This window comes from Croceitalea sp. MTPC5, from assembly GCF_036985505.1.
Taxonomy (GTDB): domain Bacteria; phylum Bacteroidota; class Bacteroidia; order Flavobacteriales; family Flavobacteriaceae; genus Croceitalea.
In genome coordinates, this window is sequence record NZ_BTGQ01000004.1 from 385,802 (window position 1) to 409,541 (window position 23,740).

The 23,740-nt window shown below is 40.0% G+C and carries 25 protein-coding genes; 14 read left to right on the plus strand and 11 right to left on the minus strand.

The window, feature by feature from the left end; genetic code table 11:
* The first annotated feature begins 2 nt into the window (after positions 1–2).
* Positions 3–1,226 carry an exo-beta-N-acetylmuramidase NamZ family protein gene (locus AACM45_RS14440; protein WP_339143564.1) on the plus strand — a complete coding sequence of 408 codons (1,224 nt, stop codon included), beginning with the start codon at positions 3–5 and terminating at the stop codon, positions 1,224–1,226.
* A gap of 54 nt (positions 1,227–1,280) precedes the next feature.
* Here the strand turns inward: AACM45_RS14440 and AACM45_RS14445 are convergent, their stop codons facing one another.
* The 3 genes from AACM45_RS14445 to AACM45_RS14455 all read right to left on the minus strand — a co-directional run bounded on the left by AACM45_RS14445 (position 1,281) and on the right by AACM45_RS14455 (position 3,648).
* Positions 1,281–1,925, minus strand: a complete 645-nt coding sequence (locus AACM45_RS14445; RefSeq protein WP_339143565.1) for a hypothetical protein — start codon at positions 1,923–1,925, stop codon at positions 1,281–1,283.
* A gap of 206 nt (positions 1,926–2,131) precedes the next feature.
* Positions 2,132–2,965 carry a sterol desaturase family protein gene (locus AACM45_RS14450; protein WP_339143566.1) on the minus strand — a complete coding sequence of 278 codons (834 nt, stop codon included), beginning with the start codon at positions 2,963–2,965 and terminating at the stop codon, positions 2,132–2,134.
* Positions 2,966–3,153: 188 nt separating this feature from the next.
* Positions 3,154–3,648, minus strand: coding sequence for a YkgJ family cysteine cluster protein (locus AACM45_RS14455; protein WP_339143567.1), 495 nt, complete (start codon positions 3,646–3,648; stop codon positions 3,154–3,156).
* 52 nt (positions 3,649–3,700) lie between these two features.
* Here AACM45_RS14455 and AACM45_RS14460 point away from each other — a divergent pair, with 52 nt between their 5' ends.
* A complete protein-coding gene (locus AACM45_RS14460; protein WP_339143568.1) occupies positions 3,701–4,414 on the plus strand; it encodes a class I SAM-dependent methyltransferase in 714 nt (237 codons plus the stop codon).
* Positions 4,415–4,448: 34 nt separating this feature from the next.
* Positions 4,449–5,357 carry a hypothetical protein gene (locus tag AACM45_RS14465; RefSeq protein ID WP_339143570.1) on the plus strand — a complete coding sequence of 303 codons (909 nt, stop codon included), beginning with the start codon at positions 4,449–4,451 and terminating at the stop codon, positions 5,355–5,357.
* Here the strand turns inward: AACM45_RS14465 and AACM45_RS14470 are convergent.
* Both AACM45_RS14470 and AACM45_RS14475 read right to left on the minus strand, forming a co-directional pair.
* The gene (locus AACM45_RS14470; RefSeq protein ID WP_339143572.1) at positions 5,354–5,986 is read right to left on the minus strand and encodes a 7-carboxy-7-deazaguanine synthase QueE; all 633 of its coding nucleotides are present in this window, start codon (positions 5,984–5,986) and stop codon (positions 5,354–5,356) included. The genes AACM45_RS14465 and AACM45_RS14470 overlap by 4 nt on opposite strands.
* 15 nt (positions 5,987–6,001) lie before the next feature.
* On the minus strand, positions 6,002–6,454 hold the full coding sequence (locus AACM45_RS14475) for a Rid family detoxifying hydrolase (RefSeq protein ID WP_339143574.1): 453 nt from the start codon (positions 6,452–6,454) through the stop codon (positions 6,002–6,004).
* 79 nt (positions 6,455–6,533) lie between these two features.
* Here AACM45_RS14475 and AACM45_RS14480 point away from each other — a divergent pair, with 79 nt between their 5' ends.
* From AACM45_RS14480 to AACM45_RS14495, 4 genes are all read left to right on the plus strand, one after another.
* Positions 6,534–8,042 carry a helicase HerA-like domain-containing protein gene (locus AACM45_RS14480; protein ID WP_339143575.1) on the plus strand — a complete coding sequence of 503 codons (1,509 nt, stop codon included), beginning with the start codon at positions 6,534–6,536 and terminating at the stop codon, positions 8,040–8,042.
* 130 nt (positions 8,043–8,172) lie between these two features.
* The gene (locus AACM45_RS14485; RefSeq protein WP_339143577.1) at positions 8,173–8,721 is read left to right on the plus strand and encodes a hypothetical protein; all 549 of its coding nucleotides are present in this window, start codon (positions 8,173–8,175) and stop codon (positions 8,719–8,721) included.
* Between the two features lie 52 nt (positions 8,722–8,773).
* On the plus strand, positions 8,774–9,136 hold the full coding sequence (locus AACM45_RS14490) for a cupin domain-containing protein (protein WP_339143579.1): 363 nt from the start codon (positions 8,774–8,776) through the stop codon (positions 9,134–9,136).
* An 80-nt stretch (positions 9,137–9,216) separates the two neighbouring features.
* Positions 9,217–10,179 (plus strand): YybH family protein, encoded by a 963-nt coding sequence (locus AACM45_RS14495; RefSeq protein ID WP_339143581.1) that lies wholly within the window; start codon positions 9,217–9,219, stop codon positions 10,177–10,179.
* 1 nt (position 10,180) lies between these two features.
* On the opposite strand, the gene AACM45_RS14500 is transcribed toward AACM45_RS14495, so the two are convergent.
* Complete coding sequence (locus AACM45_RS14500) at positions 10,181–10,612, minus strand: winged helix-turn-helix transcriptional regulator (protein ID WP_339143583.1); 432 nt, start codon at positions 10,610–10,612, stop codon at positions 10,181–10,183.
* 97 nt (positions 10,613–10,709) lie between these two features.
* On the opposite strand from AACM45_RS14500, the gene AACM45_RS14505 reads away from it, so the two are divergent.
* The 5 genes from AACM45_RS14505 (at position 10,710) to AACM45_RS14525 (ending at position 15,368) form a co-directional block, all read left to right on the plus strand.
* Positions 10,710–11,546 carry an alpha/beta fold hydrolase gene (locus AACM45_RS14505; protein ID WP_339143584.1) on the plus strand — a complete coding sequence of 279 codons (837 nt, stop codon included), beginning with the start codon at positions 10,710–10,712 and terminating at the stop codon, positions 11,544–11,546.
* 107 nt (positions 11,547–11,653) lie between these two features.
* Entirely contained in the window at positions 11,654–12,502 is an 849-nt protein-coding gene (locus tag AACM45_RS14510) for a hypothetical protein (RefSeq protein ID WP_339143586.1), read from the plus strand.
* A 223-nt stretch (positions 12,503–12,725) separates the two neighbouring features.
* Complete coding sequence (locus tag AACM45_RS14515; RefSeq protein ID WP_339143588.1) at positions 12,726–13,952, plus strand: hypothetical protein; 1,227 nt, start codon at positions 12,726–12,728, stop codon at positions 13,950–13,952.
* 335 nt (positions 13,953–14,287) lie between these two features.
* On the plus strand, positions 14,288–14,779 hold the full coding sequence (locus AACM45_RS14520) for a TspO/MBR family protein (protein ID WP_339143589.1): 492 nt from the start codon (positions 14,288–14,290) through the stop codon (positions 14,777–14,779).
* Positions 14,780–14,945: 166 nt separating this feature from the next.
* Positions 14,946–15,368, plus strand: coding sequence for a VOC family protein (locus AACM45_RS14525; RefSeq protein WP_339143590.1), 423 nt, complete (start codon positions 14,946–14,948; stop codon positions 15,366–15,368).
* 959 nt (positions 15,369–16,327) lie between these two features.
* Here AACM45_RS14525 and AACM45_RS14530 read toward each other — a convergent pair.
* Positions 16,328–18,058, minus strand: a complete 1,731-nt coding sequence (locus tag AACM45_RS14530; RefSeq protein ID WP_339143591.1) for an alpha/beta hydrolase-fold protein — start codon at positions 18,056–18,058, stop codon at positions 16,328–16,330.
* Positions 18,059–18,183: 125 nt separating this feature from the next.
* Between AACM45_RS14530 and AACM45_RS14535 the strand changes: the two genes are divergently transcribed.
* Positions 18,184–18,312 (plus strand): hypothetical protein, encoded by a 129-nt coding sequence (locus AACM45_RS14535; RefSeq protein WP_339143592.1) that lies wholly within the window; start codon positions 18,184–18,186, stop codon positions 18,310–18,312.
* A 2-nt stretch (positions 18,313–18,314) separates the two neighbouring features.
* Here AACM45_RS14535 and folD read toward each other — a convergent pair whose 3' ends face one another.
* From folD to AACM45_RS14555, 4 genes are all read right to left on the minus strand, one after another.
* Positions 18,315–19,199 (minus strand): bifunctional methylenetetrahydrofolate dehydrogenase/methenyltetrahydrofolate cyclohydrolase FolD, encoded by an 885-nt coding sequence (gene folD, locus AACM45_RS14540; protein WP_339143593.1) that lies wholly within the window; start codon positions 19,197–19,199, stop codon positions 18,315–18,317.
* 48 nt (positions 19,200–19,247) lie between these two features.
* Positions 19,248–19,646: a four helix bundle protein gene (locus AACM45_RS14545; RefSeq protein WP_339143594.1), complete on the minus strand. Its 399-nt coding sequence runs from the start codon at positions 19,644–19,646 to the stop codon at positions 19,248–19,250.
* Positions 19,647–19,683: 37 nt separating this feature from the next.
* Positions 19,684–21,012, minus strand: coding sequence for a signal recognition particle protein (gene ffh, locus AACM45_RS14550; RefSeq protein ID WP_339143595.1), 1,329 nt, complete (start codon positions 21,010–21,012; stop codon positions 19,684–19,686).
* 163 nt (positions 21,013–21,175) lie between these two features.
* On the minus strand, positions 21,176–22,999 hold the full coding sequence (locus AACM45_RS14555; protein WP_339143596.1) for a hypothetical protein: 1,824 nt from the start codon (positions 22,997–22,999) through the stop codon (positions 21,176–21,178).
* A 114-nt stretch (positions 23,000–23,113) separates the two neighbouring features.
* On the opposite strand from AACM45_RS14555, the gene AACM45_RS14560 reads away from it, so the two are divergent.
* Positions 23,114–23,614 (plus strand): RNA polymerase sigma factor, encoded by a 501-nt coding sequence (locus AACM45_RS14560; protein ID WP_339143597.1) that lies wholly within the window; start codon positions 23,114–23,116, stop codon positions 23,612–23,614.
* Positions 23,615–23,740 lie beyond the last annotated feature (126 nt).

A 23,740-nucleotide genomic window follows, 5' to 3' on the forward strand; every position in this document is an offset into this window, starting at 1 on the left:
TGATGCCGTTTTTCTTAAGGTTCAAAAATACTCTTTTATGCTTTAGTTTAGTACTAGTTGCATGCGCCCAAAAATCAAAAAAACAGGTTTCCATCGAAAAAACCGAAGAACTACCGACCCAGAAAGCGGTGGTTGTGGGGGCAAATAGAACAGCTGCCTACCTACCCCTACTTCAAAATAAGACCGTAGCCCTAGTTGCGAATCAAACCAGTACTATTTTTACGGCATCTGAACATACCCATTTGGTAGACTCGTTGCGCTCTTTAGGCATAACCATCAAATCGGTTTTTGCACCTGAGCATGGTTTTCGTGGTAAGGCCGATGCCGGTGAATTGGTAAAAGATGGTACCGATACCCAAACTGGCCTACCTATTGTTTCCCTTTACGGAAAGAATAAAAAACCAAAAGCGGAACAGCTTGAAGGCGTCGATGTCGTCGTATTTGATATTCAAGATGTTGGTGTACGCTTTTACACGTACATTGCCACATTGCAGTTGGTCATGGAAGCTTGCACCGAAGCTAAAATACCGATTGTACTCTTAGATAGACCCAACCCCAACGCGCATTATGTAGACGGACCGACCATGCAAGCAGAACATTCAAGTTTTTTGGGAATGCAAGAAATACCCTTGGTATATGGCATGACCATTGGCGAATATGCCCAAATGATCAATGACGAGGGCTGGCTTGAAAATGGACTTAAAGCTGACCTAACCGTTATTCCATTAAAACATTACACACGCGATGTTCCCTATAGTCTACCGATACGACCTTCGCCAAATTTACCTAATGATACGGCCATAACCCTGTACCCTAGCCTTGGTTTGTTCGAGGGCACGAATATTAATGCAGGGCGCGGTACAGCGTTACAATTTCAACGCTATGGTGCCTCATTTTTAGATAGTACGGTGTTTGGATTCAAATATATACCGCAACCAAATTTTGGCTCTAAATATCCTAAAGAGGAAGGCAAAATATGTTACGGTGAAGATTTATCAGCACATGGGGGCATGGATTCGGTTTCTTTAAAATGGCTCATCAAAGCATATCAAAATTGTACTGACAAAAGCCGATTTTTTAAAACGGAAAGCTTTACCAAACACGCTGGAACCGAAAGATTGCAACAACAGCTAGAGGCCGGACTTTCAGAAGCTGAAATCAAAGCGACCTGGCAAGATGATTTGGAGGCATTCAAAAAAATTCGGAAAAAATACCTTCGCTATTGATCAAGGGCGATTCAAAAACCTAAAGGCATATTGCAAAGACTCAAAAGACAATATCTAGGTATCCAGAGGATTGACCTGAATCAAATACCTTCTTTTTCGCTCTCGTTTTAAACCGAGAACAAGGGCGAGCAAACCTAGCAAGGGAAAAGACAAAAGCCAGAATATTGCATTTTCTTCACCTAAAAATAGCTTGCAAAATAGTGTTTGAACAAAAAGGACCAACCCAAATAATGACCATAGCTTATCGTTTTCCATTAATTTTTCATGGGTCAGTGTTGGCCTAAGATTAAAAATGATTTTAAGCTCATTCCATTCCCAAACGATTAGAAGAATATTCGCAAGCAACATTAACCCTGTAATGACCGGGGTAAACGCAAAATAATATGACAGCGTAATCATGAAAATATTCAATATTATGGGCAAGTTGACCAATGCCGCAAGTTTGGAATAGCGCTGCGTCATTAAGAGAAACCCTGATACTAGCTGGGCCACACCTATAAACTTCCAGTAGAGCCCCGAAGCGTATAGGGTCTCAAAAAAATGCCAAGCACTATCAATAGGATTCGATGCCCCGCTTTCCGCCGTAAAACGCCCACCCATTACTTTTACCAAACTGGCAAACACAAAAGCGCCCCCGATTAAATACCGGGTGTATATGATGAAAATCTGGGCCCAGAGTTTCTTTTTGATTTTATCCATTGGGTTGGTTTGAACAGAAGACGATTCCATACCAAAATTGTTACCAAAAGCCCTTTATTTTTGTAGGCTTTGTAATAGTGGACTTTATTTGGCCTGGTTGCCCTAAAATCAATAACCGCCAGCCCGGCACTCGCGATACCCCCAACAAAGCCAAGTAAGTACTTTCCTTGAATTACTAAAAATACTTACGCAAGAACGCCAATGATTTATGATTTGCCAGTAGTTGGTTTTCTGTATTTATGAAATGGTTGCCTCAGAAGTCCTGAAATACTGCTATTCTCTTTCTCATCAGGAAAAGTATCAACCCCATACGTAATTTTATCGGGTGCTAATTCCATATACGTGCCAAACAGACGATCCCATATGGAGAAAATATTACCGTAATTGGAATCGGTATAGGGTAATACAAAATGATGGTGGACCTTATGCATATCGGGTGATACGATAATCCAACTCAGGGCTTTATCAATTTTTCTGGGTAGTCGGATATTTGCATGGTTGAATTGAGAAAGTACCACCGACAAACTTTGGTACAGCATTATGATGCCCACCGGAGCACCTACAATAAAAACCCCTACCAAAGTAAAAGTATATCGAATCAGACTTTCCAAGGGGTGGTGACGGTTAGCCGTGGTAGTATCTACATTATGATCCGAGTGGTGCACTAAATGGACCATCCAAAGTGGTTTCACCTTATGCTCAACCAAATGGGCAGTGTATGCCCCTATCAGATCAAGCAATACCACCCCTAACAACACATAAAACCATAAAGGCATTTCAGGCAACCAATTGATGATGCCAAAATCATTGGCAATGGTCCAATCCGAAGTTTTCAAGAGTAAAAAAGCCAATGGAAAATTTATGACGATAGTCGTTAGGGTAAAGAAAAAATTTGGTAGGGCGTGCTTCCACTTTTTATACTTCACGTTAAAAAGGGGCATGATGCCCTCTAAAATCCAGAAAAAAGTGATACCACCGACCAGAATAAGACTTCGATGTAACGGGGGAATATTTTCAAAATAAGCCATTAGCTGTTCCATAGCGTTAAAATACGAACTCTAATGCAAATGTCAAATTGAGGGGTTAGGGGTTAGGGGTTAGGGGTTAGGGGTTAGGGGTTAGGGGTTAGGAAATTATGAATTTCATCCTTATCTTGAATGTTATCCTGACTCCTGGCTCCTGGCTCCTGGCTCCTGGCTCCTGGCTCCTGGCTCCTGGCTCCTATTTCCTAAAAAAGAATCTTCTTCTTCATTTCTTCGACAATATTGAAAGCAGCAGGACAAATTGCTACGTTTTTCAAAGTAAGATTGCTTATTTGATGAAACTTTTTACGATTGGTATGCGGAAACTCCTTACATGCTTTTGGTCTAACATCGTAAATGGAACAATAATTATCCGACCCTAAAAAAGTACAGGGAGCTTGTTGCAATACATAATCATTTTCTTCATCCAACCGTAAATAGCGCGCTATAAAATCTGACGGTTTTTGCCTAAAGTGTTTGGCAATTCGTTCAATATCGGCATTTGTGAACAAGGGTCCCGTTGTTTTGCAGCAATTCGCACAGGTAAGACAGTCTGTCCGTTCAAATTCATCTTCATGCAGTTCCTGCATCACATAATCCAAGTTCTTGGGTGGTTTCTTTTTAAGCTTGTTAAAAAACCTCTTATTTTCAGACTGTTTTTCTTTAGCCTTTTGTGGCAATTCTTCCAATTGATGTTCCATTTCAAACAAACCTAAAAATATTATTCCATTTTTGTAGTCTAATGATTTCGTAATGATCGATATTATTGGTGAGGCACTAGTAGACTTTAATCAGGGTATGTATAGCGAAGATATCAAGACGTACTCCTCGTTGGATGAAGAAGGCACCATGCCACTCCCCTATCTTTTTCGAGGGTTCGATGAAATGCCGGACCTGGAGCAAAAAGCCCTGAAACTATGTTCAGGCAAGGTATTGGATATTGGTTGTGGTTCTGGAAGCCACAGCCTATACCTACAAAATAAAGGATTTGAGGTAACGGCACTTGACCGTTCAAACGGTGCAGTTCAGGTTTGTAAGGATCGTGGTATATTAAAAACGCTGAACTGTTCGGTTCTCGATCACGAGGGCCCAAAGTACGACACTCTTTTACTACTTATGAACGGTATCGGAATAGCCGGTGACCTCAACAGTCTGAACATCTATTTGAACCATTTTAAAAAACTTCTCAGACCTAATGGCCAAGTTTTATTGGATTCAAGCGATATCATCTATATGTATGACCAAGACGACGACGGGGGCTACTGGATACCCAACAACGGCGACTATTATGGCGAAGTACTGTTTGAAATGGAATACAAAGGAAAACGGAGCAAACCATTCAAGTGGCTCTATATTGATTACCAAACTCTAAAAAACTGCGCAGAAAACCATAATTTTAACTGCGAATATGTAAGTGAAGGTCCACATTACGACTATTTATCTAGGCTCACGTTAAAACAATACTAGATTGGTACAAATCATCGTTCTTATAAAAAACATTATGAAGCATATACGCCACATATTTTTACTTGTACTCACGATTATTTTTGTAGCCTGTGGTTCTAGTGACAATGGTACGGAGGATCCAATAGGCATGACGGATGATGGTCCGGAGGAAGTTGACAGATCTCAAAACCTGTTAGCTACCGGTGCTTCGGCAAACGACATACTTTCAAACACAAATTTTGATCGGTTGTTGATTGAGGTAACTTTCGCCCCAGGGTTTCGCCCTACAGAGGAGGCTATGAACAACTTTCAAGACTATTTAAGGGAAAACACGTTTAAAGATGATATCGAGGTTATCTATAAGGAAATTCCCTCACCTGGTGAAGAGTCTTTTACACTTGAGGAAATAGATGACCTTGAACAAGAAAATAGAACTGCATTCAACGATGGTAGTACCCTTGCGATTTACATCTTTTTTGCGGATGCCCCATCTGATGGCGATGATTTGGATGAAGGATTGGTAACGGTAGGGGCCGTTTTTAGAAATACCTCTATGGTCATTTACGAGCGTACTATTCGCATATTGGCCAGCGGCAGTGGGTTCTCGGCCCAACCGCTTATTGACATTGAAACGGCTACACTTAACCACGAATTCGGGCATTTATTCGGTTTGGTCAACTTAGGTACGGTAGCGATCAATGACCATGAAGATGTTGACGCTCCCAACCACTGCAATGTACCGGGTTGCTTGATGCAGGCCCAATTGCAATTTGGCACCACAAGTAGGGTTGCCAGTGCCATAGGTAAAGAAGCCTTGACCTCCCCTTGCTCGTTAAGTGGAACGGGAATTCTTAAACTTTTAGAACAACAAGCCGCAAGAGGTAGTCAAGTGGTTCCCGTTTTGGACCCGGAATGTCTGTTGGATCTATCAGGTAATGGCGGCCGACCGGTTTCGGGCAGTTAAGGAATATTCAGATACTTATGGGTCTGCAATGATACTTTCCATTGCGGATGTTGCATGACGTACTCCACTATCAGTGGTGTTACCTTCTCACGCACGCTCCATTCTGGTTGTAAATACAGTATACATGCTTCATTGACTTTTTTTGCCTGTTCTTCGGCAAATACAAGGTCGTGCTTATTGTACACAATAACTTTCAACTCATGCGCTTTGTCATAAATTTCTTCCTGTGGCAATTTGTTCTTCTTAGGGGATAGGCAAATCCAGTCCCAGGTTCCGGTAAGCCGATAAGCTCCGGAAGTCTCAATGTGTATTTTCAGATTTTTTGCCTTTAAGGCCTGGGTCAACGGACCCATATCCCAAGTCAAGGGTTCCCCACCCGTAACGACTATGGTATCTGAATATTGGGATGCATTTTCCACAATACTCCCTATTTCTGTTGGAGGATGCGTCTCGGCATTCCAGCTTTCCTTCACATCACACCAATGGCAACCAACATCACAACCACCGATACGCACAAAATACGCAGCAGTACCCTTATGAAAACCTTCGCCTTGAATGGTGTAAAACTCCTCCATCAAGGGTAACATTTCCCCCTTGTCCACCAAGTGCATCACATCTTGTAAAACCATAGTGCAAAGATAAGGCTACTTCACCGCAATCACATCAATTTCAATTTTGGCCCCAGCAGCTAGACCGGCTGCGGCAAAAGTGGTTCGCGCCGGTTTCTTTATAAAATATTTCACATAGACCGCGTTAAAGTCCTTAAAATCATCGATATCACTCAGAATAACGGTGCACTTTACCACATTATCAAGGTCAAGCCCATGATATTCTAAAACGCCTTTTATATTCTTAATGACTTGTTCCGTTTCGCCTTCTATACCGCCTTCCGCAAGTTTACCCACCGTTCTATCCATTCCTATTTGTCCTGCCAAAAAGAACAGGTTTCCAGCCTGCACTGCTTCGCTAAAAGGCGCTGAGGCGCGAGCGGGGTTCTCAGGTTTGTGGAATGTGATTTCCGTTTTTTCTTGTGCATGGGTGGTTGTGGCAAACACAACAACAACCAATACGAAGGCTAATAGTGTTTTTGTTCTCATATCCGGTTCCGTTTTTTTGAATGTCTTGAATCTTTTGTCTTCTACCAAATTACCCTATTTTTATCGGAAATTGGATTCGATGAGCAACAAAGAAAAATTCTTTGCCCATATTGATAAGGGGTATACCACGAAGGGGGACTTTATCACCATGGGTGCTGGTATGGTTGATGGCGAAACCGTAACGAACGCCTTCGTCAAAGTTCCTTTAAAGACTTTAAACCGTCATGGACTGATTGCAGGGGCGACGGGAACAGGCAAAACGAAGACCTTGCAGGTAATCGCCGAAAATTTATCGGATAAGGGTATTCCTTTACTGTTGATGGATTTAAAAGGGGATTTAAGCGGAATTGCGAAAGCAAGCCCGGGTCATCCAAAAATAGATGAGCGTCATAACGCCATTGGCCTACCGTTCGAACCTAAGGGATTTCCGGTTGAAATTTTATCGCTCTCCGAACAAAATGGGGTTCGGCTAAGGGCTACGGTCTCAGAATTTGGCCCGGTATTGCTCTCTCGTATATTGGATTTAACGGTCACACAAGAAGGTATCGTCGCCGTGGTCTTTAAATACTGTGATGACAATAAATTACCCCTACTCGACCTGAAGGACTTTAAAAAGGTACTACAATACGCAACAGGCGAGGGCAAAAAGGAATTTCAAGCGGAATATGGTCGAATTTCTACCAGTTCAACGGGAACCATACTTCGAAAAATAATTGAACTGGAACAACAGGGGGCAGACCTATTTTTTGGGGAAAAATCTTTTGACGTTGAAGATTTGGTACGAATAGATGAAAATGGCAGGGGCTATATCAACATCATTCGCCTTACGGATATTCAAGACAAACCAAAGTTATTCTCTACCTTCATGCTTAGTCTGCTCGCTGAAATCTACTCTACTTTTCCCGAACAGGGTGATAGTGACCGCCCTGAACTTATCTTGTTCATTGATGAGGCCCATTTGATCTTTAAAGAAGCTTCAAAAGCCTTGTTAGACCAAATAGAGAGTATCGTAAAACTCATTCGGTCTAAGGGTATCGGATTGTACTTTGTCACTCAAAACCCAACTGATGTGCCCGATGCGGTGTTATCCCAATTAGGCTTAAAAGTACAACATGCCCTTCGCGCTTTCACGGCCAAAGACCGAAAGGCCATTAAGCTGACCGCTGAGAATTATCCTGATTCAGAATTTTATGACACCAAAGAAGTGTTGACCTCATTGGGTATCGGTGAGGCCCTGATTTCGGCTTTAGATGAAAAAGGTCGCCCAACACCACTGGCCGCTACCATGCTTCGGGCCCCAATGAGCCGTATGGACGTGTTGACCAAAACAGAACTCGAAGAAACCCTTGAAAGCTCAAAACTTATTAAAAAGTACAACGAGGAAATCGATAGGGAAAGCGCCTATGAAATCTTAAATGAAAAAATTGAAAAGGCTGAAAAAGAAGCAGCCAAAGAAAAAACCGCCTCACGTTCACAAAGAACGACCACACGGCGTAAAAGTACCCGAATGAACCCAGTGGTCAAAGTATTGACAAGCGCTACCTTTATACGCGGGGTATTGGGGGTTTTGAAAAAAGTGATTCGTTAGTTGTTGGATGTTGGATATTGGATATTGGATGTTGGATGTTGGATGTTAGATGTTAGATGTTAGATGTTAGATGTTAGATGTTAGATGTTAGATGTTAGATGTTAGATGTTAGATGTTAGATGTTAGATAAATGAAAAAAATATACTTGACCATTGCAAGTTTTACCCTTATTTTTTGCAGTTCGTGCACTGAGAAGGATACCACTTTTCAAATCACAGAAAATAGTGTTGGCCCCTTGCGGAGAGATACCCCTGTTTCTAGGCTAGAGGACATGTTTAGTGCGGATTCCATACTTAAGGATACGCTGTCCACTAAAATCGGGGCCTCGACCAAAAAGATCCAAATCTTTGAAAAAGGTGGGCGGCCGCTTCTAAGACTTACCCCAAATACAGATAGCATACAGACCTTTGAGAATGTGCAGATTCTAGATTCTAGATATACCTCTGAAAAAGGGATCTCACTCAATAGCACCTTTAAAGACATTCAAGAAAACTACGCAATTAAAAAGATTGTCACGACTTTTAACAGTATTGTGGTATTTCCAAAAGAGAGCAATCTTTATTTTACCATAGACAAATCTGAATTGCCATCCAGTTTACGGTATACCACTACTAAAATTGAAGCGGTTCAAATACCTGATGAAGCAAAAATCAAGTATTTGATGCTTGGGTGGGATTGAGTTGGTTGTTGGTTGTTGGTTGTTGGTTGTTGGTTGTTGGTAAAATAAAGAAATGAAGAATTATATCCTTCAAAAATCACCTTTTGTCGTTCCTACCGAAGATGGTAAATACATAGCAGAACACTTTGGTTTGGCAACGGACGGTAATGCCAACATCAGTATTGCCCATATGAAGGCACCAGCGGGATGGAGCGAACCGTTTCAAACCCCAGAATTTGACGAGTTCACTTTTATCATTAAAGGTCAAAAACAATTTCTCGTTGATGGTGAGAAAGTGGTATTAAAAGCAGGGCAATCCATAAAAATCCACAAGGGTACAAGGGTGCAATATTCAAACCCTTTTGAAGAAGAATGTGAATACCTCGCTATTTGCATGCCTGCATTCAGTATGGATACTGTTCACAGAGAAGACTGATTCGTTAATTTGTTCATAACCAGTGCTTTTTATTGATAGGTTTTCCCTAATTTCAAGAATAGTTAACCACGACCAATACCATGAAAATCGTCATTCAACTCATTACCATCGCAGTTTTGCTGCCGAGTTTTGTTTTGGCCCAATACGATTTTGAGCCATCTTTTGAAAATCCTTACGGACTTCCAAATCCGGATGCCCCTGAACAAATTACCGATTTCGCCCCCCTAATTGGCACCTGCAACTGTAAGTCGCAATCTCGAAACCCAGATCAAACATGGGCAGAACCTGTCGATATGGTTTGGAAGTTCAAATACATTATGAACGGCATGGGCATTCAAGATGAGACCCTTAAAGCCGATGGGCGTCATTCGGGCAGTATACGTCAGTTCATCGCCGACAGTACCAAATGGTACGTGCATTATTATAGTTCTGGCACGCCCACGCCCCGATTAGCTACCTGGGAAGGCGTCAAAACGGAAGAAGGTAAAATCGTACTGTACAAAGAACAAAAAGCCCCCAACGGAACCGATGGCTTTTCTAGATTGACCTTTTATGATATCAATGAAAATGGGTATAAATGGGTTGGCGAATGGGTAGACAAAACCGAAACTGTCGCATTCCCATTTTGGAAAATAGACTGCTCAAACCAGAAGAAACCGCAACAAGGCGATAAGCAAGAAATCATAGCAGCCTCCAACCAATTTTCGCAAGCGGTCATGTCTGGGGATATTGATGGTATCATGGATAGTTACACCGCTGATGCGAAAATTTTCCCCAACAACAGACCTATTTTAGAGGGACCCAAACTTGAAAAATACTGGACCCCAAAAAATAATGGGTACAAAACCGTACACCATAAAATCACGTCAAAAGAAGTGAAATTCTTTGGTGAGTATGCACATGATTATGGAGTGTATGAAGGAAAAACGCAAAACCCAGACGGACAAATTAATGAATGGCAGGGCAAGTATGTCGTTGTTTGGAAAAAAGAAAATGATCAATGGAAAATGCACCTAGACATTTGGAATTCGGTAAAACGGTGAACTACATATTTTCTATGTTTCCATATTTACTTCTATTCGCTATCACCTTCGGGCTATTGAGATGCATCCATTCGGTCAATTCCAATAGTTTTTCCACATAGTTCTGTCCAAACTCCGTTAGGCTATATTCGACCCGTATGGGAACTTCGGCATAGGCTTTTCGCAAAATATAACCATCGGCCTCTAAAACTTTCAATCGTTGACTCAACACCTTGTTTGAGATACCGTACACAAACTTTTTCAATTTATTGAAACGTAAAACCGGAAAATAACCAAGCCATAAGATGATCAAGACGCTCCATTGATCCGAGGCCACCGACATAATATCCCTAACAGGGCAAAGTTCTGGCGGATGTTTGTAATCAAGATGCCCGAACATTTTTTCGAGCTTTTTTATTGTCCTATCTTTTTGATTATCAGTAACGGTTTCCATAGAGACATCAGGTTTTGTGCGGGTAACTTCTTTTTTTCCTAAAAAAGAATATGTATTTTTAGTTTCCTTTAAAGAGTAAGTTACAAAAAGTAACCTTATGAAAAAAATACTTGCCAAAATCGTTCCGCTTGCCTATGGTAAACTTTTCAATATTCAAGTCCTTTTTAATCCACGGGCAACGGCCATTAAGGCTTTTGATGTTTTCTGTACGATTCGAAAAGGAAAGGTCTTACCTGTTCAAAAAGCGTTTTTAGACGCTGCAAAACATGAGGTTGAAATCGTCGGTGAACACCAGGTACAATCGTACCAATGGGAAGGAACCGGGGACACGGTGCTTTTAATGCACGGTTGGGAAAGCAACACCTACCGATGGCGAAACCTTATTAAAAAACTCAAAGAGAATAACTTTAACATCATTGCGTTTGACGCTCCCGCCCACGGGTATTCTTCTGGCAAACGCCTTCATGTACCCTTATACTCGCTGTCATCACGTCATATGCTCGATAAATATCGCCCTAAATATGTGGTTGCCCACTCCGTTGGTGGCATGACGATATTGTACGACCATTTTAAAAACCCTGAATCAACGGTAGAAAAAATCGTGACCGTGGGTTCCCCTTGCGAGTTCTCCCAATTTATGGACCATTACCAAAAACTGCTACGATTCAATAACAGGGTCAGGGCGGCCATGGACAAAAGGTTAAAAGAATGGTTGGGTTTTCACTTTCATGAATTTTCAAGCGCACGGTTTGTGGCCAACAATACCAAAAAGGGCCTGTTGTTTCATGACGAATATGACCTACAAGTACCTTTTTCAGCCTCAAAAAGGGTTCATGAACACTGGAAAGGCAGCCAATTGGTGGCTACCAAAGGGCTTGGGCATTCCATGCACCAAGAAGCGGTAAATGAACAAATCATCGCTTTTTTAGCGTAATGAATTGTTAAGCAGTCTATATTCATTTATTTTTAAGGCACATATAATTTGAATATAGTTGCTAGTAACTATATTCAGTTGTTGGCACCAATTTGAAAAAATAAAATTTGATTAAAATATCAACTTTCGAGAATAGAAAATTTGAAGATATAAAAGAAATTGACCAAGAATATTTTGATAAATTAAGAGAAGATTCTGAAATATTAAAACATGTTTATACTCAATTTGTTATTTTCAAAAACCTTCAACTAAATCTCAAAGACTATTCCTCATTTTTAGAGAAAATAACGGATATTTCAACGGATAGGGCTGACTTGAAAATTCTACATCATCCCGATTTATTACTAAAAGCAAATCAAGTAATCTTAAACTTTTTATCGTCATTCAAATTCTTCCTGGATAATGGGGAATCATATTTGAAAAGAAAATATGGAAAACACTCTGATGAGGCAAGCAGTTTTCTAAAACTTACAAGTCAAGAATTTGATAATTGTTTTGCCTATCGTTTTTTAATTAAACTAAGAAATTATTCGATTCATTTAGGTTTTCCATTACAAGGACTAGTCCTACAGGCAGAAAAATTTATTGATGTTCCAGGAAAAACTTTAGGTAGTATTCAATTGTTAATAGACATAGATTTGATAAAAAAAGAAAAAAATCTGCTGGGAAGTATTGTTTACAATGATATATGCGAATTGACAGAAAATATTGATTTAAAACCCCTAATCTATGATGTATCTATTTCAATTATTAACATACAAAGGCATGTGATAAATATTCAAAAAGAACAGATTCTCAAAGCAATTTCCAATTTAGAGGAACGAGTAGGTAGCTATAAAACCAAATCCAACGATATTAAAGTTATGAATAGCTTTAAAAAAACCGGAAAAACACTTACGTTTAATGCATACCATATACCATTTGAAATAATAGAGGAGTTAAAAAATAGGATATAAAAACTGGTGCTAACAATGCTTAAGTATAATGCAGACTTCAGGGCAAAATCTAAAGGTCTGTGTATATTTATGAAGTCAGCAAAATCTTTGGGATTTTGCATTTGACCAAAAAAAAGAAAAATACTAAACCATAAGCTTTTGCCTAGTACGTAGCTGGAAATCCGATGGATTTCTGCGCCGCACTTATCATAGACGAGACCATTAGCAAGCATTTCAGCAAAAAATGAAAATATTAATCAACGACTTTAAATCATCTGAAGATACGTATAAGAATATTTTCAAAAATTATGGTTACGAAGAAAATGAATTAATCTTTTGCTATTCATTCGAGAAAACCAAATCATTTATAATTGAACAACTAGAAAATAAAAAACTTCACATTGATGCAATAATCACCAATGAATCATCAGCAGAACATAATGATATCTTACAAGCTTCCAAAATTTTAAGATTTAGAAATGGATTTAAAACCTCTTATTCAAAAGGCAATTTTAGGATTAGTTCTATTCCAGTCATACTATATACTGACATAGAAACAAGAGGAACAATTTCAGTAGAAGGTTGGCAAGCTATTATTAAAAAGAATAAGGAAGGACAGCACGATAAGTTTATTGCCGAATTTGAAAATACAATAAGGACTTGGCGAAAAAGATTAGTAACCGATTTAGAAAACCTGGAAATTTTAAATAAGAACACTCATAATTTCCAAGAATCAACTTTTTATAAAACTCATTACAAAAATCGAATAAGCAAAAATTCTGAAAGTTACTTCTTACTTAAAACCTTAATCGTATCCGAAGAATTCATCAAGCTACCAACACCATTAGTTTACGATTGGTTGATAATAAATAGAAGAGAAATAGAACAATCAATTTTAGAATTTAACTCAACCTATAATAACCATATCAAATATGATAGAAAAAATAATGAACGTACAATACTACACGATTTTTTCAATCAGAATAAAATGATTCTTTTAAGAGATGCATATGTTGATTTCGAATACGAGAAAAATTTATATGATTTGAATGGGAAAACTAATGAAGAATGTGATTATATCCTTAAAACAGAGTTTCCCGAGTTTTTAAAAACAACGTTTTTCGAGGTAAAAAAAGAAGACGTTACTTTTTATGTCAAAAAGAAAACGAAAAGACCTCAATTGAGCAGTAACTATATATCTCACTTAGAACAAGTTTGGAGATATAAAGAGTATTCTGGCAATAAAGAAAATATGCCAGAAATAGAATCTAAATTAGGTTATAAGACAGAAAACTTTGACCATATTTTACTAGCAGGGAGGAAAGAAGAAAAGCTTGAAATGAAAGAAAAATTTTCAAGTGACCTTAATCGAATGTATATTGGAATCGGGGTGGTTACCTATGAAGAGCTTGAAGAATTAAATGTAGATTATTTTGATAAATTCAATCGCCTAAGCATCGAATTGAAATAAGAACACTTGCTAACGCGGTGTATGGGTAATAGCGTTTAAGTGATAAAACGAAAGTATAAATATTAAACAAAGGTCAGTGCAAAACCGAAAGGTTCGTGAGTTGAAATCCGCTACTACTCATGCATTAGAAGTTACACACAAAAACAAGGAAGTCTTCACTTTTAGGGAAGACTACAAAGGCCCTAAATAGTATTGGAAATTTTTAATTAACTTACATTTTTAACATCATTAGTCCGAACGAATCTCTCAAAAGAAAATGAAAAAAAATCCCCGGGAGGATATGAACTAGAAAGATTCGCAAAATTGAAATTACTATTGAACTTAAAAATAAGTCTATGACGATACTATTCCACAAACCTAACGGACGTTCACTCATTTTTAATCTACTTTTAGTAGTCGGCAGTGTCATTTTGATAAACGGCCTGATTTTCAGTCTAGAATGGAGTACCAACTCATCTGAAAACCCGATACATACGCCTTCATTTGCACCCCCGGGATGGGTCGTAGGGCTGGTTTGGACCATCTGGTTTATAGCATTGGCCGTATCTCGATGGATTGTGGGAAAATCAGAAGATCATTTGTTGAGGTCAAATCGGGTGTTTGTTGATGCCCTCATCATTTCTTGTCTGCTATATCCGTTCTATTCGTTGGCCATCGGTAGCGTACTTGGTGGGTTAATAGGAAATGTGTTTACTATTTTTATAGCTTCATATGTTTTTTACCGTATTCTTAAGCAATCCAAAACCGCGGCATGGTTGATCTTTCCCATTATTCCTTGGGTAACTTTTGCGACGCTGATCACCTTAGCTGAAATAGGTCTACTTTAAGGTGTCGCCTTACGGATTGTTTGAGTATTGATGATAGCTGAAAATAAGATACGGATATTGGGATTTCTAGACCTATACCGGTTAAAAATTAAAAATCCATTCACGAGACTAACTAAAGATGTTCGATAAAGTTCCCTTAACGGACATTTTCACTATTTTTAGATCTATGAATAACATTACCCCTTTCCATGTCGCCATCCCCGTCCATAACCTTGCTGAATGCCGCACTTTTTATCGCGATGTTTTGGGCTGTGAAGAAGGGCGATCCAGTGACCATTGGGTCGATTTCAACGTATTTGGGCATCAAGTCGTGATTCATTATAAACCGAAGGGTGAAGAGGATTTGCATACTAATGCGGTAGACGGTAAAAATGTTCCCGTACCCCATTATGGAGTTGTTCTGCCTTGGGAAACCTTTGAATCGTTTGCTACAGCGCTACAATCAAAAGGAGTTGAATTCGTAATCGAACCTTATGTGCGATTTAAAGGGGAAGTCGGGGAACAGGCCACCATGTTCTTTTTAGACCCCGCGGGCAATGCTTTAGAGTTTAAGGCTTTTAAAGATATGGGGCAGTTGTTTGCAAAATAACCAACACGATGCACTACCTTCTTAATATAAAATAAGCAAAGGCCTACCGAATACCACAAAGCAAACACGAACTATGTTAGTATCTATGATGTGTTTCATTTGTGATTATGTCATTTTATAAGATTTCAGTACTGCAAAAAACACTTCGACTGCGCTCAGTGTGACATGATTATAAATTGATTATCGATAACCCCAATTGGTGATACGGGCGTCTTTCATAACAATTTCCACAGATGGTTTCGTGATCTTGCGATTCGGTAGCCGACATTCCGTAAATTTCCAGTGCTGCATTAAAACACCTCGACTGTGCTCAGTATGACATGATTATAAATTGATTATCGATAACCCCAATTGGTGATACGGGCGTCTTTCATAACAATTTCCACAGAAGGTTTCGTGATCTTGCGATTCGGTAGCCGACATTCCGTAAATTTCCAGTGCTGCATTAAAACACTTCGACTGCGCTCAGCATGACATGGTTATAAAACTGATTATCGATAGCCCCAATGGGTCACACGGGCGTCTTTCATCACAATTTCCACAGATGGTTTCGTGATCTTGCGATTCGGTAGCCGACATTCCGTAAATTTCCAGTACTGCATTAAAACACTTCGACTTCGCTCAGTATGACATGATTATAAATTGATCATCGATAACCCCAATTGGTGATACGGGCGGCTTTCATAACAATTTCCAAAGAAAGTTTCGTGATTTTGAGATTCGGTAGCCGACATTCCGTAAATTTCCAGTGATGCATTTAAAACACTTCGACTGCGCTCAGCATGACCTGGTTATAAAACTGATTATCGATAACCCCAATGGGTCACACGGGCGTCTTTCATAACGATTTCCACAGATGGTTTCGTGATCTTGCGATTCGGTAACCGACATTCTATAAATTTCCAGTGCTACATTAAAACACCTCGACTGTGCTCAGTATGACATGGTAACAAAATAGCTTATCGATACCTCCAACTGGTTACATCAGCATCTTTAGGAGCACTTTCTGCAATGCGTTTCATGATTTTGGGCACATACATGCTGTTGTACCGCAACCTTGAAATATGGTTGGGTTGGTCAGGGTCACCGTTCCAACAATGTTCGGCACGGTCACCGTACAACACTTCACCATCATAATAAGGGTCTGTAGTACTTTCTAAAAAATCTTCCATAAGATATACGGCATTGTTCAAATAATAATTGTCCATATCACCACAGTAGATATGGATTTTACCTTTTAGGTTAGCACCCAACTTATCCCAATCCCGTTCTAAAATGTGACGTAGATCAAAGTTCTCTTTCCAGTAATTGGCGACCTCAGCATTGATATCGCCGGTGCTTTTATCCCAAATTCGCTCAGGATACCCCTCTGAGTTTTGCGGGGAATAGGTTGCCTCCCAAATATCCCATTGTTGGCCTGATCTTGATTTTGTGCCAAGCACCAGTTCCAGATGGTTTTCATCTTTAATGGTTGAGGTAATATCACCCAAATAATCACGGTGTGCAGGCACTTCGAGTTGCTTATGCCCACTATCGTAATAGTAGGCATTCTTATCCTCATAAATATTCGTCAAACAATAGGCCCTAAAGTCAATGGGATCGGGGCAGGCGGCAAAACAACTATTGTATTCCTCAGGATATTTGACCTGAACAGCCAAAGCTTCCCAACCCCCGGTCGAACCACCGTACAAAAAGCGTGACCAGCCCTCGCCCATACCGCGGAACTCTTTTTCGATATGAGGAATCAATTCATAAGTGATGGCATCTCCATAAGGTCCTTGACTCGCTGAGTTTACGGCATAAGAGTCGTCATAATACGGGGTGGGATGCTGTATTTCGACAATCAAGAATCGAGGAAAGTCAGGTTCGTTCCATCGCTTGTAGAAATCATGGGCTTCTTGCTGTTGTATGATATTGTAGCCCTCCACGTCAAAACGGGCCGAATATTCGGGTTTGGTATCAGGGTCGGGTGGCGTGGTTCGAAAACCCCCAAAATTATCTGGAAAATGACCATGAAAAATCATTAGGGGATATTTGGCCTCTGGATGGTCTTCAAAACCTTTTGGCAAGAGTACATGGGCACCGAGGTACATATCCCTTCCCCAGAATTCGGATAGTTTTTCTGACTTGATCTTGATGTGTTTGATCCATTGGGTATCTTCAGGCTCTTCAATGGGCGGAATCATAGTATCCATGGAAACCGCAATGTCATTTGCCCCATTTTCATTAATCGTAATCTTAAATGGCTCACTATACAAATTACCAGGTGAACGATTCCATTGTTGTCCCTCACCATTATCCATTGGCAGTTTTACGGTATGCCCTGTAGCCAAATCAAAAGTCTCATACGTATGCAATAGGGCTTGAACATAATAATCCCCAGGCGGTACGTCAGCCAAACTTGAATAAGGGAATCCAAATACGGTGTCATCAAATACCATTTCGTCCCCAGGTTTCATTGATTCCACGTCCATGCCAAAAATCAATTGGGTCGTCAAGCCAGAATTAATCTGAAATCGCGGTTCTTTTTCATCATTGGTAGCCAACATTAAGAGCAAACGGCCATCCAGTGTTTTTGAACTGGCATCTTTTGAAAAGGAAACGTTAAACGTAGTACTTCTTTTGATGACTGGCTCACAGGAAAACAATAAAGCCACTGTTAGGGAACAAATTAAAAATGGAATTCTCATGATTGGTTACATATTTGAACCAAAAAGATAGTCAATTTACCTTTGCCAAATGATATAATAAGACATTGAAGTTAAGCGTTATATCCATTATAGTCCCAAAAAAAACGATTCTAAAATAATCTGGAATGAAAACACTACTACTACTTATCGCGCTCCTTTTTTCTTCTATGGCCATGTCGAGCTGTACGAATGATGAGGGAGACCAAGATGTGGAAATCTTGACCCCAGAAGAGGAAACCCAAAAAGAAGATTAGGCCTAATTCCCTGCCCTATGCCGCTCTCTGGCAATCAGGGTATTCTTGAGCAGCATGGCAATGGTCATGGGGCCGACCCCACCGGGTACTGGGGTGATGTAAGAAGCCTTTTGACTTACTTCATCAAAATCAACATCGCCGGTGATGTAATATCCTTTGGCTTTTGTTTCATCTGCAACCCTGGTGATACCGACATCGATGATAACCACTCCTTCTTTGACCATGTTCGCCTTTAAAAAATCTGGAACCCCTAATGCGGATACCACGATATCGGCATCTTTGGTAAAAGTGGTCAGGTCTTTTGTCCTACTGTGGGTCAACGTAACGGTGGAGTTCGCCGCTTTTCCCTTTTGGCTCATTAAAATACTAATGGGTCGCCCTACTATATGGCTCCTGCCGATTACCACGGTATGTTTCCCTTCGGTATCCACATTATAGCGTCGTAATAGTTCCATGATGCCAAAGGGGGTCGCTGGTATGAAAGAATCCATATCCAAGGCCATTTTACCAAAATTGGTTGGATGGAAGCCATCTACATCCTTATCGGGGTCCACGGCCATCAATACCTTTTGTTCATCTATATGCTTGGGCAATGGCAATTGTACGATATACCCATCAATATCTGAATTCATGTTCAGGGAGACGACTTGTGCCAACAACTCTTCTTCGGTGGTTTCTTCAGGAAGATGGATCAAAGTCGACTCAAAACCTATTTTTTTACAGGACCTTACCTTACTGCCCACATAAGTTAAACTTGCCCCGTCGTTGCCGACCAGAACAGCCGCTAAATGTGGGACTTTCTCGCCCCGTTCCTTCATTTTGGAAACCTGAACGGCTATTTCATCTTTGATATCGTTCGATACTTTCTTTCCGTCAAGTATGTTCATTGCTTTCAATTTTTAAGGTTCAAGGTTTCAATGTTTAAGGTTCAAGGCTTATGTCCTATTTTTATACTTGACTCCCTTGAACTCGGACTTTGACAAATAGGTAATAAAAGCACTTATCTTTTTGCTCACTACTAGTACTTTTTGTCTTAGAACCTGGAGGGTAGGCTCGTCTATATATTTTCTATCATACGTTCTGTAAAGCTGTGAACGCAACTCACCACATGAAGCCTTGGCAATGCTCAAAAATTGAATGAACTCTTTATTGCCATTTCTCTCAAAACCTTCGGCAATATTATCCATTACAGATCCAGAACATCTATCCATCTGATCTCTCAATGCATAATTCTTGCCCAAGGGGGTGGTTTGTATCAAATCGTAAATATCATTACAAACCTCTCTTGCCATTTGCCATGCTTCGATATCCTCAAAAGATTCAATCTTACCCATTCTACAAACCTTGATCTTTAAACCTTGAACAATACATCTACCTCATATTCTGCATCATCTGCATCATTCGCTTACCGCCACCACCTTGCATCATTTTCATCATTTTGCTCATTTGCTCAAACTGTTTCAAGAGTTGGTTTACATCTTGAATGGTACGTCCGCTCCCCTTCGCAATACGTTTTTTTCTACTAGAGTTCAACTTCGAGGGATTCGAACGTTCATCAGGGGTCATGGAGTGGATAATGGCCTCGATATGCTTAAAGGCATCATCATCAATATCCAATCCTTTTAAGGCCTTACCCATACCGGGGATCATCCCCATCAGATCTTTCATATTGCCCATCTTCTTGATTTGTTGGATCTGGCTCAGAAAATCATCAAATCCGAACTTATTCTTGGCAATCTTCTTTTGTATTTTGCGGGCCTGTTCTTCATCAAACTGTTCTTGTGCACGCTCGACCAAAGACACCACATCACCCATACCCAAAATACGGTCTGCCATACGGGAGGGATAGAAAACATCAATGGCCTCCATCTTTTCACCGGTACCAATGAACTTTATGGGTTTGTCCACTACCGATTTAATCGATATCGCGGCACCACCACGGGTATCACCATCCAATTTCGTAAGAATGACACCATCAAAATTCAAGACATCGTTAAAGGCTTTCGCAGTGTTTACGGCATCTTGACCCGTCATGGAATCGACAACAAATAGCGTTTCTTGTGGAGCGATAGCCTTATGGATATCAGAAATTTCATCCATCATCTGTTGATCTACGGCCAAACGACCCGCAGTATCGATAATGACCACGTTGGCCCCAATCGTTTTGGCATGGGCAACCCCAGCTTTTGCAATGGCCACGGGATCATTGTTATCCCTATCAGAGTATACCTCGACCCCTATTTGTTCACCAACTACGTGCAACTGGTCAATTGCAGCAGGACGATATACGTCACAAGCTACCAAAAGCGCTTTTTTAGTCTTCTTATTTTTTAAGAAATTGGCCAGTTTACCAGAAAAAGTGGTTTTACCAGAACCCTGAAGACCAGACATTAAGATTACGGATGGGTCACCGGTCAAATTAAGTTCTTCGGCATCGCCACCCATTAGGGTAGTCAACTCATCTTTGACAATCTTCACCATCAATTGGCCAGGTTGTAGGTTGGTCAATACATTTTGACCCAAAGCCTTTTCTTTTACCGTATTGGTAAACTCTTTGGCTATTTTAAAGTTGACATCGGCATCAAGTAAGGCACGCCTAACTTCCTTTAAAGTTTCAGCAACATTGATCTCTGTAATCTGACCATGACCTTTCAGTACATGTAAGGCCTTATCGAGTTTTTCACTTAAATTATCAAACATGGGCAACCATCATTTATGAAGAAGCACAAATTTAAGAAATACCTATGGATTCACATGTTGCGGGAAAACATAAAATCAGCATTTGAAAGATTTCATTTCACAAACAAAAAAAGGACAGCTTTGGGGCAAGCTGTCCTTTTCAAAAATGTGGGGCAAAAAAGGGTTACATTTTTTTCTCGAAGACCAATTTGTCAAAGTTGACATTTTCATCTTCGTAAATCAATTCTATTCGATCGGCCGTTACCTCACCAATATACCATGCTTCGGTAAGGTCGCTAAAGGTTTCATCATCACCAAGGTTTAAAAAGAACTTAAGGTTGCCATCGGTATCCCTCAACACCCTCCATACTCCGGCCGTGATAGGATCGTCATTGATTGAAACCTCAACCTGGTTGAACATCGAGAATCCGAAATCCATCCCTGCATAATCATCGGTTTCATCAACACCTTCGTCTTCAAATAAGGCCACGTTCCAAAGCCCACCTAACATAATGTTCCTGATTTCGCTTACATCGTCATCGCCAGCATTGTCATCACAAACTTTTTGCAAGACCATCTTATATCCGATCTGCTCGTCTTTTAATGTAATTCGGGTCGTATCTACAATACTTGAACCTTCAATTTCAACAAGCGGCCATTCTAGGCTTACTGCAGTTTCCATCATAATCTCTATAAACAATGTACGATCCCCAGCTTCGTTCGAACCTACTTCCCAAACACCATCAAAGGTCGTGATGCCGTCACCTAAACTAACACTGCCATCTTCATTGAAAATGAATTCATAACCCAATAAGCGTTGTACTTCTTCATTTTGAACTTCGAGGTCTTTTATGATCCACTCACATTCGGTCAAGGTATTGATCAACGTTTCGATGCTAATGATACCATTATCATCCCCACCATTATCATCTCCATTGTCATCATCGCCATCACCGTCGGCGCAGTGCTGTCTCAAGATGATCTTGTTACCATCGTCGGCATATAACTTTATCTTGTGCTCATCAATTTCATAGACTACCCACTCTAAATTAAAATCAACCAAAACATCAAACTCTAGCGTAAGAAGAACACCACGATCCGAAACCCTTGTTGACCACTCACCAGTCAACATGTTGCCCATTCTATCCTTTACGCTAACGGCACCATCTTCGGTGAAGGTCATTAGATATTCTAAATATTGATCGGTCTGATCCATACCATCGCGCTTTACCTCCCTTACTTCCCATGGACATTCGACTAAATAGGCATCCAATCGCTCTTTCGAGAAATCGTCATCATTGAAGTCATCATCATCATCCTCATCGCATTCGTCTTTTGCCATTTCTAGAGCAGTGGCCAACTCAGCATTGTTATTGACAACGATTTCAGTTCCGTCAGCTTTTACAAGGGTTACCGGAAAATCAATACTTATCAAATCATCATCATCCAAATCTTTGAAGAAAAGCCTCAACTCACGATCACTATTGATCCTAAAATTTCCAGTTTCTTGCTCATTAATATCAAAAGTGAACAAAGTTATGGGGTATACGAAATCAATACACTCAATATCATCGTCATCACCACCTTCGGTACATTCGGCGGCAAGTTCTCGAAGCGCTTCTTTGTTCTCGATGACCACTTCAGTGAAATCGGCCAGAATAATCGTGATTGGAAAAACAAAATCAAGAATGTCTTCATCGTCATCAAACTCATCATAGATTTCTTCGATCAATTCTAAATCTTCAATACTATCAATGGTTATTTGAATTCCGGCAACGTCAACCGTATATGGAAATTGCACCGCGATACAACTGGCACCATCAACGATATTATCAAAAGAACCATCGTTTAAAGAAGTCTTTACTATCAGTTCAGAAGTACTTGAACCTGCCATAAAGGTCTGTTGCTCCTCAGCACCACCCACTTCTTCAAACTCTTCTTGACACGAGTTGAGCACTAATCCGAAAAGGACAAGGCCCATATAAACTATATTTTTAAAATTTTTCATAACGATTTGGATTTTTTGTTTATTCAACCCTAAAACAATCGGTCAGAGTAAAACCCTACCTGATTTTTAATTTTTTTTAAAATATCTTTAGGGCAACCAAGGAAATAAGCATACATGAATAATGTTTGTGAAGAGAAAACCTTCAGTTCCGTTTTTGAGTCCAATTCAAAAACGATCTTCAATTACATATATTATAAATATGGAAATGAAGAAAAAGCGCATGATGCCGTTCAAGAAGCGTTTGTCAAACTTTGGGAGAACTGTGCCAAGGTAACCCCTGAAAAAGCAAAATCGTATTTGTATACCGTTGCGAACAACCTGTACCTCAATGTACTGAAAGCTGAAAAAGTAAGGTTAAAGCATGCGGACAGACATTCGAATACCGTCTCAAATGAGTCCCCGGAATTCGTTTTGGAAGAAAAAGAATTTCAAAAGAGATTGGACGAAGCGATCAATGCCTTGCCAGAAAACCAGCGTACCACTTTTCTTCTCAATAGGATTGATGGAAAAAAATATGCCGAAATCGCTGAAATGGAAGGTGTAAGCATCAAAGCCATTGAAAAACGGATGCATTTGGCCTTAAAGGCACTTCGTGATAAGATAGAGGGGATATAGTGATGAGTGTTAGGTGTTAGGTGTTAGGTGTTAGGTGTTAGGTGTTAGGTGTTAGGTGTTAGGTGTTAGGTGTTAGGTGTTAGGTGTTAGGTGTTAGGCAAAAAAAAAGAATTAGACACTTTGGGT

What these genes read in the sequence shown, in the direction of transcription:
- AACM45_RS14535 (WP_339143592.1), top strand. Translation starts at nt 18,184, where the DNA reads ATGAAAACACTACTACTACTTATCGCGCTCCTTTTTTCTTCTATGGCC.
- AACM45_RS14545 (WP_339143594.1), bottom strand. Translation starts at nt 19,646, where the DNA reads ATGGGTAAGATTGAATCTTTTGAGGATATCGAAGCATGGCAAATGGCA.
- AACM45_RS14505 (WP_339143584.1), top strand. Translation starts at nt 10,710, where the DNA reads ATGAAAAAAATACTTGCCAAAATCGTTCCGCTTGCCTATGGTAAACTT.
- AACM45_RS14525 (WP_339143590.1), top strand. Translation starts at nt 14,946, where the DNA reads ATGAATAACATTACCCCTTTCCATGTCGCCATCCCCGTCCATAACCTT.
- AACM45_RS14490 (WP_339143579.1), top strand. Translation starts at nt 8,774, where the DNA reads ATGAAGAATTATATCCTTCAAAAATCACCTTTTGTCGTTCCTACCGAA.
- folD (WP_339143593.1), bottom strand. Translation starts at nt 19,199, where the DNA reads ATGAACATACTTGACGGAAAGAAAGTATCGAACGATATCAAAGATGAA.
- AACM45_RS14450 (WP_339143566.1), bottom strand. Translation starts at nt 2,965, where the DNA reads ATGGAACAGCTAATGGCTTATTTTGAAAATATTCCCCCGTTACATCGA.
- AACM45_RS14480 (WP_339143575.1), top strand. Translation starts at nt 6,534, where the DNA reads ATGAGCAACAAAGAAAAATTCTTTGCCCATATTGATAAGGGGTATACC.
- AACM45_RS14485 (WP_339143577.1), top strand. Translation starts at nt 8,173, where the DNA reads ATGAAAAAAATATACTTGACCATTGCAAGTTTTACCCTTATTTTTTGC.
- AACM45_RS14460 (WP_339143568.1), top strand. Translation starts at nt 3,701, where the DNA reads ATGATCGATATTATTGGTGAGGCACTAGTAGACTTTAATCAGGGTATG.
- AACM45_RS14440 (WP_339143564.1), top strand. Translation starts at nt 3, where the DNA reads ATGCCGTTTTTCTTAAGGTTCAAAAATACTCTTTTATGCTTTAGTTTA.
- AACM45_RS14495 (WP_339143581.1), top strand. Translation starts at nt 9,217, where the DNA reads ATGAAAATCGTCATTCAACTCATTACCATCGCAGTTTTGCTGCCGAGT.
- AACM45_RS14455 (WP_339143567.1), bottom strand. Translation starts at nt 3,648, where the DNA reads ATGGAACATCAATTGGAAGAATTGCCACAAAAGGCTAAAGAAAAACAG.
- AACM45_RS14515 (WP_339143588.1), top strand. Translation starts at nt 12,726, where the DNA reads ATGAAAATATTAATCAACGACTTTAAATCATCTGAAGATACGTATAAG.
- AACM45_RS14475 (WP_339143574.1), bottom strand. Translation starts at nt 6,454, where the DNA reads ATGAGAACAAAAACACTATTAGCCTTCGTATTGGTTGTTGTTGTGTTT.
- AACM45_RS14470 (WP_339143572.1), bottom strand. Translation starts at nt 5,986, where the DNA reads ATGGTTTTACAAGATGTGATGCACTTGGTGGACAAGGGGGAAATGTTA.
- AACM45_RS14560 (WP_339143597.1), top strand. Translation starts at nt 23,114, where the DNA reads ATGAATAATGTTTGTGAAGAGAAAACCTTCAGTTCCGTTTTTGAGTCC.
- AACM45_RS14555 (WP_339143596.1), bottom strand. Translation starts at nt 22,999, where the DNA reads ATGAAAAATTTTAAAAATATAGTTTATATGGGCCTTGTCCTTTTCGGA.
- AACM45_RS14465 (WP_339143570.1), top strand. Translation starts at nt 4,449, where the DNA reads ATGAAGCATATACGCCACATATTTTTACTTGTACTCACGATTATTTTT.
- AACM45_RS14500 (WP_339143583.1), bottom strand. Translation starts at nt 10,612, where the DNA reads ATGGAAACCGTTACTGATAATCAAAAAGATAGGACAATAAAAAAGCTC.
- ffh (WP_339143595.1), bottom strand. Translation starts at nt 21,012, where the DNA reads ATGTTTGATAATTTAAGTGAAAAACTCGATAAGGCCTTACATGTACTG.
- AACM45_RS14530 (WP_339143591.1), bottom strand. Translation starts at nt 18,058, where the DNA reads ATGAGAATTCCATTTTTAATTTGTTCCCTAACAGTGGCTTTATTGTTT.
- AACM45_RS14520 (WP_339143589.1), top strand. Translation starts at nt 14,288, where the DNA reads ATGACGATACTATTCCACAAACCTAACGGACGTTCACTCATTTTTAAT.
- AACM45_RS14445 (WP_339143565.1), bottom strand. Translation starts at nt 1,925, where the DNA reads ATGGATAAAATCAAAAAGAAACTCTGGGCCCAGATTTTCATCATATAC.